At 61.1% G+C, this 16418-nt stretch carries 14 protein-coding genes; 9 read left to right on the top strand and 5 right to left on the bottom strand.

All coding sequences use genetic code 11. The annotated features are described in order from the left end of the window. Nucleotides 1-191: 191 nt before the first annotated feature. The 3 genes from nadE to HX873_RS28580 all read right to left on the bottom strand — a co-directional run bounded on the left by nadE (nt 192) and on the right by HX873_RS28580 (nt 3276). A complete protein-coding gene (nadE, locus tag HX873_RS28590) occupies nt 192-1019 on the bottom strand; it encodes an ammonia-dependent NAD(+) synthetase (RefSeq protein WP_003217462.1) in 828 nt (275 codons plus the stop codon). Between the two features lie 3 nt (nt 1020-1022). Beyond that, entirely contained in the window at nt 1023-2237 is a 1215-nt protein-coding gene (gene pncB, locus HX873_RS28585) for a nicotinate phosphoribosyltransferase (protein ID WP_003217456.1), read from the bottom strand. 142 nt (nt 2238-2379) lie between these two features. Beyond that, a complete protein-coding gene (locus tag HX873_RS28580; protein ID WP_003217454.1) occupies nt 2380-3276 on the bottom strand; it encodes a LysR family transcriptional regulator in 897 nt (298 codons plus the stop codon). Nucleotides 3277-3431: 155 nt separating this feature from the next. Here HX873_RS28580 and HX873_RS28575 point away from each other — a divergent pair, with 155 nt between their 5' ends. From HX873_RS28575 to HX873_RS28535, 9 genes are all read left to right on the top strand, one after another. Next, nucleotides 3432-4922, top strand: a complete 1491-nt coding sequence (locus HX873_RS28575) for an aldehyde dehydrogenase family protein (RefSeq protein ID WP_003217452.1) — start codon at nt 3432-3434, stop codon at nt 4920-4922. A 170-nt stretch (nt 4923-5092) separates the two neighbouring features. After that, nucleotides 5093-6376: an FAD-binding oxidoreductase gene (locus HX873_RS28570; RefSeq protein WP_177123551.1), complete on the top strand. Its 1284-nt coding sequence runs from the start codon at nt 5093-5095 to the stop codon at nt 6374-6376. 376 nt (nt 6377-6752) lie between these two features. Then, nucleotides 6753-7889, top strand: coding sequence for a branched-chain amino acid ABC transporter substrate-binding protein (locus tag HX873_RS28565; protein ID WP_003217449.1), 1137 nt, complete (start codon nt 6753-6755; stop codon nt 7887-7889). A 253-nt stretch (nt 7890-8142) separates the two neighbouring features. Continuing rightward, on the top strand, nt 8143-9057 hold the full coding sequence (locus HX873_RS28560) for a branched-chain amino acid ABC transporter permease (protein ID WP_003217447.1): 915 nt from the start codon (nt 8143-8145) through the stop codon (nt 9055-9057). Nucleotides 9058-9059: 2 nt separating this feature from the next. Next, nucleotides 9060-10337, top strand: coding sequence for a high-affinity branched-chain amino acid ABC transporter permease LivM (gene livM, locus HX873_RS28555; protein WP_003217445.1), 1278 nt, complete (start codon nt 9060-9062; stop codon nt 10335-10337). Continuing rightward, on the top strand, nt 10334-11209 hold the full coding sequence (locus HX873_RS28550) for an ABC transporter ATP-binding protein (protein WP_003217442.1): 876 nt from the start codon (nt 10334-10336) through the stop codon (nt 11207-11209). Before livM ends, HX873_RS28550 begins: the two co-directional genes overlap by 4 nt. Then, nucleotides 11206-11922: an ABC transporter ATP-binding protein gene (locus HX873_RS28545; RefSeq protein WP_003217439.1), complete on the top strand. Its 717-nt coding sequence runs from the start codon at nt 11206-11208 to the stop codon at nt 11920-11922. The genes HX873_RS28550 and HX873_RS28545 overlap by 4 nt, the downstream gene beginning before the upstream one ends. Before the next feature lie 790 nt (nt 11923-12712). Further along, nucleotides 12713-13480 (top strand): SDR family oxidoreductase, encoded by a 768-nt coding sequence (locus HX873_RS28540; RefSeq protein WP_177123550.1) that lies wholly within the window; start codon nt 12713-12715, stop codon nt 13478-13480. Nucleotides 13481-13639: 159 nt separating this feature from the next. After that, complete coding sequence (locus HX873_RS28535) at nt 13640-14545, top strand: cation diffusion facilitator family transporter (RefSeq protein WP_177116713.1); 906 nt, start codon at nt 13640-13642, stop codon at nt 14543-14545. Here the strand turns inward: HX873_RS28535 and HX873_RS28530 are convergent. Together HX873_RS28530 and HX873_RS28525 are read right to left on the bottom strand one after the other, a co-directional pair. Beyond that, nucleotides 14517-15647 (bottom strand): AGE family epimerase/isomerase, encoded by a 1131-nt coding sequence (locus HX873_RS28530; protein WP_177123549.1) that lies wholly within the window; start codon nt 15645-15647, stop codon nt 14517-14519. The genes HX873_RS28535 and HX873_RS28530 overlap by 29 nt on opposite strands. Nucleotides 15648-15831: 184 nt before the next feature. Beyond that, nucleotides 15832-16404, bottom strand: a complete 573-nt coding sequence (locus HX873_RS28525) for a HupE/UreJ family protein (RefSeq protein WP_087692463.1) — start codon at nt 16402-16404, stop codon at nt 15832-15834. Nucleotides 16405-16418: the final 14 nt, after the last annotated feature.

The following is a 16418-nucleotide window of genomic DNA, read 5'->3' as shown; positions in this document are numbered from 1 at the left end:
GAGCAGCCCCAATAAGCTCACCGCGTAGCATCAGAAAAAGCAGTAAGCAGGTTTCAGGGGCCGCTTCGCGCCCCAGCGGGAGCAAGCTCCCTCGCCACAGCAAGCTCTTTCACCACAGCAAGCTCTGTTTCACCACAGCAAGCTCCTTCACCACAACAAGCCCTTTTGCCAGAATGAGCTGCTACGTCAGATCAGGGTGCAAACGGCATCACTCGCTTGTGCTCGGTCTTGCGATAGGTGTCGCAGATGATCTTGAAGGCTTCCTCGCGCACCGGCTCGCCGTGCAGGAACGCGTCGATCTCGGCATAGGTCACGCCATGGGACGCTTCGTCCGGCTTGCCCGGCGACAGGTCTTCCAGGTCGGCCGTCGGGATCTTCTCTACCAGCGATTCCGGAGCACCAAAGTGCCGGGCAATCGCGCGCACCTGGTTCTTCACCAGCCCGCTCAGCGGTGCCAGGTCGCAGGCGCCGTCACCGAACTTGGTGAAAAAGCCCATCACGGCTTCCGCCGCATGGTCGGTACCGATCACCAAACCACCGGCCGCGCCGGCGATGGTGTACTGCGCCACCATGCGCATGCGCGCCTTGGTGTTGCCCAGCACGAAGTCCCGGGAGACTGCGGCCTTGCCTTCAAATGCCGCCACTTCGTTGGCCAGGGATTTCACCGCCGGGCCGATGTTCACTGTGTGGCGCTCGTCGGGTTCGATAAAGTCCACGGACGCTTGGGCGTCGTGTTCGTCGAACTGGGTTTCGTAGGGCAGGCGCACCGCGATAAAGCGGTACGCATCGTCACCCTTGGCAGCCCGCAACTCTTGCATTGCACGCTGGGCCAGCAGGCCGGCGGTCAGGGAGTCGACGCCGCCGCTGATGCCCAGCACCAACGTCTTGAGGCCTGAATTGAGCAGGCAATCCTGGATAAAGGTAACGCGCCGGGCGACCTCCGCCTCAAGGGCGGCCTGGTCCTTGAACGGTGGTTGGACCTTGAGCTGTTCAGCAATCTCGCGCTGTACGGCTTGCATGATTCACTCCTTGCTGGGTAGGGCAGGTACTTTGAAAACGTGGCGCAAATAGGCGACAAAGTTCGGATCGGTGCAGTGGGTCTTGCCCGCTTCATCGGAAATCTTCGCGACGGGCTGGCCATTACAGGCAGTCATTTTAAGCACGATGCTCATCGGTTCCACACCTGGAATATCACAGGTCAGGTTGGTGCCGATGCCGAAGCTCACATTGATCCGACCACGCAGCGCGCGGAAAATCTCCAGCGCCTTGGGCAGCGACAGGCTGTCGGAGAACACCAGGGTCTTGCTCATGGGCTCGATCCCCAGCTTGTGATAGTGGGCGATCGCCTTTTCGGCCCATTGCACCGGGTCACCGGAGTCGTGGCGCAGGCCGTCGAAGAGCTTGGCGAAGTACAGGTCGAAATCGCTGAGAAACGCATCGGTGGTGATGCAATCGGTCAGGGCGATGCCCAGCAGGCCACGGTACTCGCGCACCCAGCAGTCGAGGGCGGCGATCTGGCTGTCGATCAGGCGCGGGCCGAGTTGCTGGTGGGCCATGATCCATTCGTGGGCCATGGTGCCCAGCGGCTTCATGTTCAGCTCGCGGGCCAGGTGCACGTTGCTGGTGCCGACAAAACGCCCGGGGAAGTCGTGCTTGAGCACGTTCACCACTTCTTCCTGCACGCGGTAGGAGAAGCGTCGACGCGTGCCGAAATCCGCGACCTGCAGTTCGGACAGTTCTTCGACGCTGGCGTTGGCCGTCAGCCAGTCGAACTTGCGATACAGCTGCTCGCGGGCCTGTTCGAGGATCACGCTCTGGTAGCGATAGCGGTTACGCACTTCGCTGACGATGGCCAGCATCGGCACTTCAAACAGGATCACGTGCAGCCATGGCCCGCGCAGGCGGATAAACAGCTCACCGTTTTCGATACCGGTGTGCACGTAGCGCAGGTTGAAGCGAAACAGCCCGAGGAAACGCAGGAAATCCGGCTTCATGAAGCTGATGCGTTCCAGGAAGCCCAGTTGGTCGGGGCTCAGGCTCAGCTCGGCGAGGCGCTCGATCTGGTAGCGGATCTCCGCCAGGTACGGGCGCAGGTCTTCACTGTTGCGGCAACGAAACTCCCATTCAACTTCCACGTTCGGGTAGTTGTGCAGCACCGCCTGCATCATGGTCAGCTTGTAGAAGTCGGTGTCGAGCAGGTTCTGCACGATGCGATCGGCAAACACACTCTCGCTCATAACGGGAATCTCCAGACGGGTCGGCGATGGGCGCCGGCCTTTACGCACAATTAAGGAATGGCGCTAGTGGCGCATAGACCTGTGCTGTTTTGCCAGTGATTTTTTTGGGGATGACTACTGGCGCCATCGCAGGCAAAAAAGGTCAATCAGACTCAACCTGCTCCATCATCCACTTCACAAAATCCCGCACCTTGGGCACTTCCGCCGAGTGCTCGGGGTAGGCCAGGTAATACGCATCCTGGCTCGGCATCGCGTGCTGCCAGGGGATCACCAGCTTGCCTTCGGCGAGCTCTTCTTCCACCAGAAACCTGGGCAGCAGCGCCACACCGCAGCCAACCTGTGCGGCGCGAATGCACATATAAAAGGTCTCGAAGCGCGGCCCATGGTAGCTGTGCTCGGTGTGATGACCCTGGGCGGCGAACCAGTCGTGCCAGCCTTGCGGGCGCGAGGCGTTTTGCAGCAACACCAGTTCGCTCAGTTGCGTGGGGTCGGTAAATGCTTGGGCGGGCAGGCTGTCGGGTGAGCACACGGGCACCAGTTCTTCGCTGAACAGCTTGAGGCTCTCGGTGCCGGGCCGTGAGCCCTGGCCAAAGTAGAAGGCCAGGTCGGCCTTGCCTTGCAGCAGCTCGTCGGGCTCCTGTTCGTTGCACAGGTCCAGGTGAATCTGCGGATGGCGCAGTCGCCAGCCCTTGAGGCGCGGCACCAGCCAGCGGGCGCCGAAGGTGTAGGGCGTGGACACCCGCAGCACTTCAGTCTCGCCGCCGTAGGAGCGCAGGTAATGGGTGGACATCTCCACCTGGGTGAGGATCTTGCGCACTTCCACCAGGTACAGATCGCCCGCCGGGGTCATCTGCAAGCGGCGGCGCACCCGGCGAAACAGCAGGTGCTGCAACAGTTCTTCCAGCTGCGCGACCTGTTTGCTGACAGCGCTCTGGGTGAGGTTCAGCTCTTCGGCGGCGCGGGTAAAACTCAGGTGGCGGGTGACCGCTTCGAAGCACTGCAGGGCGGTGATCGAGGGCAAATGTCTTTTATTCAGCACGGCACGCCTCTTTTTGTTCTTAGCATGAATAAACGGAATGATATCTCGCCTAATCGTCGTTTGTTGGCAAGTCTTGGGCCAGCTACAAATAAGGTCTGGATCGCCGCGACCGCTGGCGGCGCAAATTTCTGTTTGTAGAATTGAAGGAGTGACCCATGGTTGCCGCATTGCTTGATCGTCTCGGGGTAAACCCGGCGCTGTACCAGTCGGGTAAACAACCCGTGCATTCGCCCATTGATGGCAGCCGGATTGCCAGTGTGCACTGGGAAGGCGCCGCCGAGGTGGAGCAGCAGGTCAGTCGCGCCGAGCATGCATTCGAGGCCTGGCGCAAGGTGCCGGCCCCCCGTCGTGGTGAGCTGGTGCGCCAGTTCGGCGACGTGTTGCGCGAGTACAAGGCCGACCTCGGCGAGCTGGTGTCGTGGGAAGCCGGCAAGATCACCCAGGAAGGTTTGGGTGAAGTGCAGGAAATGATCGACATCTGCGACTTCGCCGTCGGCCTGTCGCGCCAGTTGTACGGCTTGACCATCGCCTCCGAGCGTCCGGGCCACCACATGCGTGAAACCTGGCACCCGCTGGGCGTGGTTGGCGTGATCAGCGCCTTCAACTTCCCGGTCGCCGTATGGGCGTGGAACACCGCGCTGGCGCTGGTGTGCGGCAACGCAGTGATCTGGAAACCGTCGGAAAAAACCCCGCTTACCGCCCTGGCCTGCCAGGCACTGTTCGAGCGCGTACTGAAGAACTTCAGCGATGCGCCGCCGTACCTCAGCCAGGTGATCATCGGTGGCCGCGATGCCGGCGCCGCACTGGTGGATGACCCGCGTGTTGCGCTGATCAGCGCCACCGGCAGCACCCGCATGGGCCGCGAAGTAGCGCCGAAAGTCGCTGCACGTTTTGCCCGCAGCATTCTCGAACTGGGCGGCAACAACGCGATGATCCTCGGCCCAAGCGCCGACCTGGACATGGCCGTGCGCGCGATTCTGTTCAGCGCCGTCGGTACCGCCGGCCAGCGCTGCACCAGCCTGCGTCGGCTGATCGCCCATGAGTCGGTAAAAGAGGAAATCGTCACCCGCCTCAAGGCTGCGTATTCCAAAGTGCGCATCGGCCATCCGCTGGAAGGCAACCTGATCGGCCCGCTGATCGACAAGCACAGCTTCGAAAACATGCAGGACGCCCTGGAGCAGGCCTTGAGCGAAGGCGGCCGGGTGTTTGGCGGCAAGCGCCAGTTGGAAGACACGTTCCCCAACGCTTACTACGTGTCGCCGGCCATCGTGGAAATGCCGGAGCAAAGTGATGTGGTGTGCACCGAGACGTTCGCGCCGATTCTGTATGTGGTCGGCTATACCGATTTCGCTGAAGCGCTGCGCCTGAACAATGCGGTGCCACAAGGCCTGTCTTCGTGCATCTTTACCACTGACGTGCGCGAGGCCGAGCAGTTCATGTCGGCGGTGGGCAGTGACTGCGGGATCGCCAACGTCAACATCGGCCCGAGCGGCGCGGAGATTGGTGGCGCGTTTGGCGGTGAGAAAGAGACCGGTGGTGGGCGTGAGTCGGGCTCGGATGCATGGCGCGGGTACATGCGTCGCCAGACCAATACCGTGAACTACTCGCTGGAACTGCCGCTGGCCCAGGGTATTACCTTCGACTGATACCTCAAGTCGGAGTGAGGTCAATGTGGGAGCGGGCTTGCTCGCGAAAGCGGTGTGTCAGTCAACGAATGCTTATCTGATCCACCGCTTTCGCGAGCAAGCCCGCTCCCACATTTGACCGTATTTACAATTCGGAAAAGTGGTTTGTTAGGTCTCATCGGAGTCTGGCAATGGCATTACGCGAAGCATGTTTGTGGGAACAACTCACTCCTGGCCGGCCGGATCGTGCCGCGCTCAAGGGCGAGGTAAAAGTGGGTGTGTGCGTGATCGGCGCCGGCATCACCGGTTTGTCGGCAGCCATACACTTGCTGGAACAAGGAAAAAGTGTCGCCGTACTCGAGGCCCATCGCACCGGCCACGGTGGTTCGGGGCGCAACGTAGGGCTGGTCAATGCAGGGATGTGGATTCCCCCGGACGAGATCGAAGCCGGTTTTGGTACCGCGGTGGGCAGCCAGCTCAACCGCATGCTCGGCGCGGCACCGCCCCTGGTGTTCAGCCTGATCGACAAATACAACATCGACTGCCAACTGCGTCGCGAGGGCACCTTGCACATGGCGCACAACGCCCGTGGCGAGGCGGATTTGCGCAGTCGTGAAGAGCAGTGGAAGCGTCGCGGTGCACCGGTGGAGCTGTTGACCGGCGCTGCATGCGAACAAGCCACCGGTACCAAAAAGATTGCTGCCGCCTTGCTCGACCGGCGGGCCGGCACCTTGAACCCGATGGCCTACACCAGTGGTTTGGCCAATGCCGCCGTCGGGCTCGGCGGACAGTTGTTCGATCACTCCCCAGTCACCCAACTGGAACGCCAGGGCCAGCACTGGTCAGTGCAGACTGCCCAAGGCTCGGTGCAGGCCGAACAGGTGGTGATCGCTTCGAACGCCTACACCGAAGGCGAGTGGACCGAGCTGCGCCGCAACTTTTTCCCCGGTTATTACTATCAGGTGGCGTCGGCTCCTCTGACCGACGACGCCGCCCAACAAATCCTGCCCGGCGGCCAAGGCTCCTGGGACACTCGCCAGGTACTCAGCAGCATCCGCCGCGACGCCGAAGGCCGCCTGCTGCTCGGCAGCCTGGGCAACGGCAACCAGAAACCCGCGTGGTTCCTCAAGGCCTGGGCCGATCGGGTGCAACAGCACTACTTCCCGTACCTCAAACCGGTGCAGTGGGAGTGCACCTGGACCGGCTGCATCGCGTTCACCCCGGACCACTTGATGCGCCTGTTCGAGCCGGCGCCCGGGCTGGTGGCGGTCACCGGTTATAACGGGCGCGGGGTGACGACCGGCAGTGTCGTGGGCAAAGCCTTCGCGGATTATCTGTGTCACCAGGATCCACAGGCACTGCCGATCCCCTTTGCGCCGATGCAGCCGTTGGCCGGTGTGGGCCTGCGCAGCTGTTTGTACGAGGCGGGATTCTCGCTGTATCACGCGGGCCAATGCCTGCGGATCGTGATCTGATCAACGAAATACCCCTCAGAAGCCTGCATTTTCTTAGCCGGCTACTAATCTGTATTGGTGCGAGTCGTAGCAGTAACGCACTGTAAATGTGCACTTCCGTTACGCACGCTGTTACATGTTTAAGGGTGGCCGTTTAGTGGCCGGGTTGCAGTGCTTGATTGGTCGGGTTGCACTTTATAGGTCCAATGGTTGCACCCGGTTGAGATAGACGGTTGCACGTCCAATCAAAAGGCGCCCAAAAACCTGCAATAACAATGACACCGTGTCTTTTTGAATAATAAAAACGTAATGGCACGACGCTTGCTCTGGGCTTTCTCCGAAAGTTTTTGAAGTGAAGCTGCAGTGCCAATTCAACAAAAACCTCGGAGCACCACTCATGTCCCAGACGTTTTACAAGAAAGGTTTTCTAGCCCTCGCCGTTGCTGCGGCGCTGGGTGTTTCTGCGTTTGCTCAAGCTGATGTGAAGATTGGCGTAGCGGGGCCGATGACCGGCGCCAACGCGGCATTTGGTGAGCAGTACATGAAAGGTGCCCAGGCGGCAGCCGATGTCATCAACAAGGCCGGCGGCATCAACGGCGAGCAGATCAAGCTGGTGGCCGGCGATGACGCCTGCGAACCCAAGCAGGCCGTGGCCGTGGCCAACCGCCTGGTTGACCAGGACAAAGTGATTGGCGTGGTCGGGCACTTCTGCTCGTCGAACACTATCCCAGCCTCCGAGGTGTATGCCGATGCGGGCGTGATCATGATCACCCCGGGCTCCACCAACCCGCAGGTTACCGAGCGTGGCCTGTCGGCCGTGTTCCGCATGTGTGGTCGTGACGATCAGCAAGGCATCGTGGCCGGCGACTACATCGTCGACGTGCTCAAGGGCAAGAAAGTTGCCGTTATCAACGACAAGGACACCTACGGCAAAGGCCTGGCCGACGCCACTGCGGCGCAGTTGACCAAGCGCGGCGTGAAGCCGGTGCTGGAAGAAGGCCTGACCCGTGGCGAGAAAGATTTCAGCGCCTTGGTCACCAAGATCCGCTCCACCGGTGCTGACGTCGTGTACTTCGGCGGCCTGCACCCGGAAGCCGGCCCACTGGTTCGGCAGATTCGTGAAGCCGGCCTGAAAGACGTCAAGTTCATGTCCGATGACGGCGTGGTGACCGACGAACTGGTGGCCACCGCCGGTGGTGCACAGTACGTGGATGGCGTGTACATGACCTTCGGCGCCGACCCACGCCTGCTGCCAGACAGCAAGACCGTGGTGGAAGAGTTCCGCAAAAATGGCACCGAGCCTGAAGGCTACACCCTGTACGCCTACGCCTCGATCCAGGCCCTGGCCGCCGGTTTCAATGGCGCCAAGTCCGACAAGGGCGAAGACGCAGCCAAATGGCTGAAATCCCACCCGGTCAAAACCGTCATGGGCGAGAAGAACTGGGACGCCAAGGGCGACCTGAAAATCTCCGACTATGTGGTTTACCAGTGGGACAAGGACGGCAAGTATCACCAGCTGGAAAAGCAGAAGTAATAGTTAGCGCGATGGGTTAGACGCCACTTGACCCTGTGGGAACCGGGCTTTTGTGGGGGCTGGCTTGCCTGCGATAGCGTCACCTCGGGTTGACTGACATTCCGAGGTGTCGCTATCGCGGGCAAGCCCGGCGCCCACACACGCCAGCTCCCACACGGGGACTTGGTTGCCAGCCCCTTTTGTGTCTGTCTTTTCCTCCTAGAAGATCCGCACACCCACAGGTGTGCAGGCTCTCACTGCGTGAGATTGCGTTATGGATGGTATTTTCCTGCAGCAACTGGTCAATGGGCTGACCCTCGGGTCGGTCTATGGCTTGATCGCCATCGGCTACACAATGGTCTATGGCATCATTGGCATGATCAACTTCGCCCATGGCGAGGTTTATATGATTTCCGCTTACCTCGCGGCGATCAGTCTGGCACTGCTGGCTTACTTCGGCATCGAATCCTTCCCGCTGCTCATCCTTGGCACCCTGATCTTCACCGTCGTCGTCACCGGCGTCTACGGCTGGGTCATCGAGCGTGTCGCCTACAAACCGCTGCGTAACTCCACCCGATTGGCACCGCTGATCAGCGCCATCGGTATTTCGCTGATCCTGCAGAACTACGCGCAGATCGCCCAGGGCGCCAAGCAACAAGGCATCCCGACGCTGCTGGCCGGCGCCTGGAGAGTCGATATCGGCACCGGCTTCGTGCAATTGACCTACACCAAGGTGTTCATCCTGGTGGCCGCGTTCGTCGGCATGGGCCTGCTGACCTACATCATCAAGTACACCAAGCTCGGCCGCATGTGCCGCGCTACCCAGCAAGACCGCAAGATGGCGTCGATCCTCGGTATCAACACCGACCGGGTCATCTCCTACGTATTCGTGATTGGTGCCGCCATGGCCGCGCTGGCCGGTGTGCTGATCACCCTGAACTACGGCACGTTCGACTTCTATGCCGGCTTCATCATCGGCATCAAGGCATTTACCGCAGCGGTACTCGGCGGCATCGGCTCCCTGCCTGGGGCCATGCTGGGCGGGATCATCCTGGGTATTTCCGAGTCGCTGTTCTCGGGGTTGATCAACTCTGACTACAAAGACGTGTTCAGTTTCTCCCTGCTGGTGGTGATCCTGATTTTCCGTCCCCAGGGCCTGCTCGGTCGCCCACTCGTGGCGAAGGTATAACTATGTCTGCTGCCTACTCTATCGATATCAAGAAAAGTGTCGTCGATGCGGTACTCGCCGGGCTGATTTCGCTGATCGTGTTCGGTCCGATCGTCGGCGTGGTCCTCGACGGCTACAGCTTCAACCTGCAACCGGCGCGTGTCGGCATCCTGGTGGCCATCGTGATGGTCGGCCGGTTCGCCATGAGCCTGTTCCTGCAAACCCCAAGGGGCCTGCGGATTCTGCAAGGGTTTGAAAGCACCGGCTCCGGTGTGCATGTGCTCAAGCCGGACTACAAGTCGCGCCTGCGCTGGATCATCCCGGCGTTGATCGTGATTGCCATCGTATTCCCGTTCTTTGCCAACAAATACCTGCTGACCGTGGTGATCCTCGGGCTGATCTACGTGTTGCTGGGCCTGGGCCTGAACATCGTGGTGGGCCTGGCCGGGCTGCTCGACCTGGGTTACGTGGCGTTCTATGCCATCGGCGCCTATGGCCTGGCGCTGGGTTACCAGTACCTCGGCCTGGGCTTCTGGTCGGTGCTGCCGCTGGCGGCGATTTGTGCGGCGCTGGCGGGGTGCATACTCGGGTTTCCGGTGCTGCGAATGCACGGCGATTACCTGGCGATCGTGACCCTGGGCTTCGGTGAAATCATCCGCCTGGTGCTGAATAACTGGCTGTCGTTTACCGGTGGCCCGAACGGCATGCCGGTGCCCTCGCCAACGTTTTTCGGCCTGGAGTTCGTGCGCAAGGCGAAGGATGGCGGGGTGCCGTTCCACGAGTTCTTCGGCATCGACTACAACCCCAACATCAAATTCCTGTTCATCTACATCGTGCTGTTCCTGGTGGTGCTGCTGGTGCTGTACATCAAGCACCGCCTGACCCGCATGCCGGTGGGCCGCGCGTGGGAAGCCTTGCGCGAAGACGAAATCGCCTGCCGTTCCATGGGCCTCAACCACGTGCTGGTGAAGCTCTCGGCGTTCACCATCGGCGCGTCCACTGCCGGTCTGGCCGGGGTGTTTTTCGCCAGCTACCAGGGCTTCGTCAACCCGTCGTCGTTCACCTTCTTCGAGTCGGCGCTGATCCTCGCCATCGTCGTATTGGGCGGCATGGGCTCGACCGTCGGCGTGGTGATTGCCGCGTTCGTGCTGACGGTGGCGCCGGAGCTGCTGCGCAGCTTCTCCGAGTACCGCGTGCTGCTCTTCGGCGTGTTGATGGTGGTGATGATGATCTGGCGACCACGAGGCCTGATTCGTATCAGCCGTACCGGTGTTGTCCCGCGTAAAGGAGTGGCGCCATGAGCAAGGAAGTCGTTCTTTCCGTGGAACACCTGATGATGCACTTTGGTGGTATCAAGGCCTTGAGCGACGTAAGTCTCAAGGTCAAGCGCAACTCGATCTTCGCCCTGATCGGTCCCAACGGTGCCGGCAAGACCACCGTGTTCAACTGCCTGACCGGTTTCTACAAAGCCTCCGGCGGCAAGATCGAACTCAATGTGCGCGGCAAGCAGACCAACGTGATCCAACTGCTGGGCGAGCGCTTCAAGGCCACCGACTTTGTCTCGCCGAAAAGCTTCGTCAGCCGGGTGTTCTACAAGATGTTCGGCGGCACTCACCTGGTGAACCGGGCGGGTTTGGCGCGCACCTTCCAGAACATTCGCCTGTTCAAGGAAATGTCGGTGGTGGAGAACCTGCTGGTGGCCCAGCACATGTGGGTCAACCGCAACATGCTCGCGGGCATCCTCAATACCAAGGGCTACCGCAAGGCTGAAAGCGATGCCCTCGACCATGCGTTCTACTGGCTGGAAGTGGTGGACCTGGTGGACTGCGCCAACCGCCTGGCCGGCGAGCTGTCCTACGGCCAGCAGCGCCGCCTGGAAATCGCCCGTGCCATGTGCACCCGGCCGCAGATTATTTGCCTCGACGAACCGGCCGCCGGCCTCAACCCCCAGGAAACCGAAGCCCTCAGCGCGATGATTCGCCTGCTGCGGGACGAGCACGACCTGACGGTGGTGCTGATCGAACACGACATGGGCATGGTGATGAGTATTTCCGACCACATCGTGGTGCTGGACCACGGCAACGTGATTGCCGAGGGCGGGCCGGAAGCGATCCGCAATGATCCGAAGGTGATCGCGGCTTATCTGGGCGCTGACGAAGAGGAGCTGGTATGAGTGAGCCAATCCTCGAACTGAAAGACCTGGACGTGTTCTACGGCCCGATCCAGGCCCTGAAGAAAGTTTCGCTGCACATCAACGAAGGCGAAACCGTGAGCCTGATCGGCTCCAACGGTGCGGGTAAATCCACGCTGCTGATGTCGATCTTTGGCCAGCCACGGGCCGAGTCCGGGCAGATCATCTACCGCGGCGTCGACATTACCCACAAGTCGTCCCACTACATCGCCTCCAACGGCATTGCGCAGTCGCCGGAAGGGCGGCGGGTGTTCCCCGACATGACCGTCGAGGAAAACCTGCTGATGGGCACCATCCCGATTGGCGACAAGTTCGCCACCGAGGACATGCAGCGCATGTTCGAGCTGTTCCCGCGGCTCAAGGAGCGGCGCAACCAGCGGGCGATGACCATGTCGGGTGGTGAACAGCAGATGCTTGCCATCGCCCGCGCACTGATGAGCCGGCCCAAGCTGTTGCTGCTGGACGAGCCGAGCCTGGGGCTGGCGCCGATCGTGGTGAAGCAGATCTTTTCCACGCTGCGGGAGCTGGCGTCTACCGGCATGACCATCTTCCTGGTGGAGCAGAACGCCAACCATGCGTTGCGCTTGTCGGACCGGGCGTACGTGATGGTCAACGGCGAGATTCGCCTTACCGGCACCGGCAAGGAGCTGCTGGTGAATGAGGAGGTGCGTAACGCCTACCTCGGCGGGCACTGATGTAACTCTGATCGTTCCCACGCTCCGCGTGGGAACGCCTCTTGTGACGCTCTGCGTCACGCTTTGGGACGCGGAGCGTCCCGGCCTGCATTCCCACGCAGAGCGTGGGAACGATCATCCACAGTGCTTTCCTGAAATTGTGGACAACAAATCCGGGCACCTGCCAAAGCGCGACATATAGCCGCCGCAAATCCCTGTTTTGTCACAGTTTTGACTTGTCCCCAAGCACTGTGGAACCGGCTGTGGGTAACGTGGGAGTAGCTGGCTGGAGGCCTTTGTTTTCGTGGCTTGCAGCGTGGTGGTTGTTTATTGATCAGTGAGTTTTTCGTGACCGCCCGAGGGGTTTGTCAACCTGTTTAAAGACACAGGTATATGACCGGAATATGTCACTCCGGCCTGTGGATAAGTCTGTGACTAAACTCTGGAAAGAGTGCCGCAGAGGCCGGAATGACTGGCCTGGAGCCATCGCCCTGGTTGCACCGTTTTGAACCGGGCTACATACGGGCTGCGCAAGGTCAAGCAAAAAACTTTTTGAATCGCGCTGAAAGCCTTGTGTAGCGCGGCTTTCAGCTTTTGTACTTGCCCCCAAAGACTGTGGACGGGGCTGTGGATAAGGTGCGCGCACATGGCTGCACGCCACGGCCTGTATGGCTTTCGGGCGATTGGTTGAATTTCGTACAGCATGAGCGGCATTCACCTGTGTCCACAGCGTGTATCAGTTGCCGCCAGCCCGGTAGCCGGGCATTCTGCTGGCTGATTTTTTTCCTCGTAGCCCCGCAAGGAGAACACCATGTCCGATACGCTGTTTATTACTGGCGCGACCTCCGGTTTTGGCGAAGCCTGTGCCCGCCGTTTTGCCGAAGCCGGCTGGAAACTGGTGCTCACCGGCCGCCGCTCAGAGCGCTTGAACGCCCTGTGCGCCGAGCTTTCCAAGCAGACCGAAGTGCTCGGCCTGGTGGTGGACGTGCGTGACCGCAAGGCCATGGAAGAGGCGATCGCCAACCTGCCGCCGTCCTTTGCCACGCTGCGCGGGCTGATCAACAACGCCGGCCTGGCGGTGGGCACCGACCCTGCGCCGAAGTGCAGCCTCGACGATTGGGAAACCATGGTCGACACCAACATCAAGGGCCTGCTGACCACCACCAGCCTGCTGTTGCCGCGCTTGATCGCCCACGGCCGTGGCGCCGGCATCATCAACCTCGGTTCCATTGCCGGCAGCTACCCGTACCCGGGCAGCCACGTGTATGGCGGCACCAAGGCCTTCGTCAAACAGTTCTCGCTGAACCTGCGTTGCGACCTGCAGGGCACCGGCGTGCGCGTGACCAACATCGAGCCGGGCCTGTGTGAGAGTGAGTTCTCGCTGGTGCGCTTTGCCGGTGACCAGGCGCGTTATGACGCGACTTATGCCGGTGCCGAGCCGATCCAGCCGCAGGACATTGCGGATACGATCTTCTGGGTGCTTAACACCCCGGCACACGTGAACATCAACCGCCTGGAGCTGATGCCAGTGAGCCAGACCTGGGCCGGGTTTGCGATTGAGCGTGGCGCCAAGGCCTAAGTTCGTCGAGCTGTTGTGGCGAGGGAGCAAGCTCCCTCGCCACAGGGTTTTTGTCAGGCTTGAATATGCGGCAAATCGGCCAAAACAGGACATAAGGTACACTCCACCCCTGAAAACCCCGCCGCGCTGTGCGGTTCAAGGGTTTTGACAGGAGGATATGTGAGTAACCGAGGTGAGCAGTCGCTGCTCAAACAATCGACCATCCTGATGTTTGCCGTGGCGATCGCCGGGATTATCACAGGGGTGGTGTCGGGCGCCCAATCGATTTTATTCGACGGCTTTTTCTCGCTGATCGCCACCGCCATCAAGGTGCTGATGCTGATCACGGCCAAGCTGATCGCCAAGAAAAGCAACGAACGTTTCCAGTTCGGCTACTGGCACCTGGAGCCCATGGTGCTGCTGATCGAGGGCAGTTTCCTGCTGTTGATCGCCATCTACGCGTTTCTCAACGGCGTGTTCGGCATTATCAATGGCGGGCGCGATATCGAGTTGGGTCTGGTGATCATCTATGCGGCGGTGTTTACCGTCGTCGAGTTCGCCTATTTCTTCTACGTGCGTTACCGCAATCGCACGCTCAAGTCGTCGCTGATCCAGTTCGACAACATCAGTTGGTTGGTGGACGCGATGCTGTCGGTGGGGCTGCTGGTGAGCTTCCTGGCGGCGCTGTTGCTCAAGTCCCAGGGCTATGGGCAGTGGGCGGTGTATGTGGACCCGTTGATCCTGATCCTGCTGGCGTTGAGCATGCTGGCGCCGGCCTTCAAGATCCTGCGCCCGGCGCTACGCGACGTGTTGGGGATTGTGCCGGACCAACTGGACGGAAAAGTGCGCGAAGTGATGGAGGCGGCCCAGGCCAGGCATGGTTTCGATGATTACGTGTCCTACGTGCAGAAGCACGGGCGGGCGCGGTTTATCGAGATTCATGTGGTGCTGCCGGCGGATTACCCGGTGGATAACGTCGCCACCCTGGACGGGCTGCGCGAAGAAATATCCACAGGGTTGGGCAAGCCCGACGCGGCCCGCTGGCTGACGATCAGTTTTACCGGGGACCGCAAATGGATTGCGTAAGGCCCAGGTAGCACGTCGCCAAGTGGTAAGGCGTGGTCGACGGCATGTCCCGCCGGCTCACGTGCCCCTTGGTATCCAGGCACTCATTCCAGCCTTTGTCGTGCAGGAAGCGTTGTTGCAGCGCCAGCAATTGGCGTTGCAGCACGGCTTCACTGTCGGGCCGCAAGGTCAGCGCCCGCAGGTATTCGGCCTGGGCCCAGATGCGCTGGGTGCCGTCGCGCACGCTGCCGTCCAGGGCGAGCATGCCGCTGACCGCACCGGTCAGGTTATCCACACCCTTTTGCTCGGCATAGGTGAACGCTTTGCTCAGTGATGTGTGCAACGGTGTGCCCCGCAGCAAATCCGAAGATTCCAGCAGGAAGAACCATTCGAACTGATGCCCCGGTTCAAACCAGTTATCCACAGCGCCCAGCGGTTTTTCCATCATCACGCCGTGTTGGCGGTCGATGAAGCGCTTCTGCATGGCGTTGGCCAGGTCCAGCAACGCGTCTTGGGTGACGGCGTCCTCCCGCACGGCCAACGTGGCGAGGAAACCTTCGGCAAGGTGCATCAACGGGTTTTGCAGAGGGCCGGACTTGAGGGACGACCAGTTACGCTCCAGCACCGCTTCATACAGGCCGTCGCCGGTGGCGAAGCGTTCGGCGACCACTTCCAGGGCGGCATCGAGCACCGATTCCACCAGCGATTCACGTACCTTGGCCCAATAGTGGGCGCAGGCGAAGATGATGAAGGCGTGGGTGTAGAGGTCCTTGCGCTTATCCAGCGGCTTGCCGTGGGCGTCGATGCTGTAGAACCAGCCGCCGTGCTCGGCGTCGTGGAAGTGCCGTTGCAGGGAACGGAACAACGCGGCGGCGCGCTCCTCGGCAAAGGCTGCGCCGGGTTCACCGATCAGGCTGGCAAACAGGTACAACTGCCGTGCGCAGGCCATGGCGCGATAGCGTTGCGGGGGCAAAGGCCGATGATCGGCGTCCAGGGCCTCATAGGGCAGCGCCAGGTCGGCATTCCAGCCCGGGCCTTGCCAGAGCGGCACGATCAGGTCGTGGAAGTGCGTCAACACGGCGGTCAATTGAGGCTTGAGGGCGGAGCTTGGAGCGATGGGCATCGGCTGGCGTCGTCACGGCAGGGGTGTTTGCGCGACATGGTATCAGGCTTGGGATCGGTGTTGTCTTTACTGCCGCCTTCGCGAGCAAGCCCGCTCCCACATTCGATCGAGTTCCATTGTTGGAATGCAGTCGACTGTGGGAGCGGGCTTGCTCGCGAAGAGGCCCTCAGGAGCGCTGAAAATCTCAGGCAGCGAGCAACCAAACCCCGGTCGCCGCCGAAGCCGCACCCGCCACCCGCACCAACGGCGCAGCCGCCGCCGGCAGGAAACGCACCACGGCATAACCGGCAGCATGCAAAACCGCCGTCGCACCCACAAACCCTATGGCATACGCCCACGGGCTGGACATGTCCGGCAGCTCCAAACCATGGGCCACGCCATGGAACAGTGCAAACAGCGCCGTCGCCGCCACCGCCACGAACAACGGCGGCCGCACCGCCAGCGCTACCGCCAGGCCCAGCGCCAGCACCGACGCGGCAATCCCGCTTTCCAGCGCCGGCAGTTCCAGCCCTTCAAAGCCCAGCATCCCGCCGATCAGCATGGTGCCGACAAACGTGCACGGCAGCGCCCAGCGCGCCGAGCCTTTTTGTTGAGCGGCCCACAGGCCCACGGCGACCATTGCCAGCAAGTGGTCGATGCCGCCCAGCGGGTGGCTGATACCGGCCACCAGGCCGTTGTCGCCATGGCCGGGGTGGGCGAAGGCTAGGGCGGGAGTGAGCAGCAAGGCTGCGGCAGCGAGAAGTGTATTGAGGCGCATGGACAGGCTCCTTG

It is taken from the genome of Pseudomonas sp. P7758, from assembly GCF_013386485.1.
GTDB lineage: Bacteria > Pseudomonadota > Gammaproteobacteria > Pseudomonadales > Pseudomonadaceae > Aquipseudomonas.
Note: the sequence above shows the minus strand (reverse complement) of the source record. Positions and strands in the feature narration are given on the sequence as shown.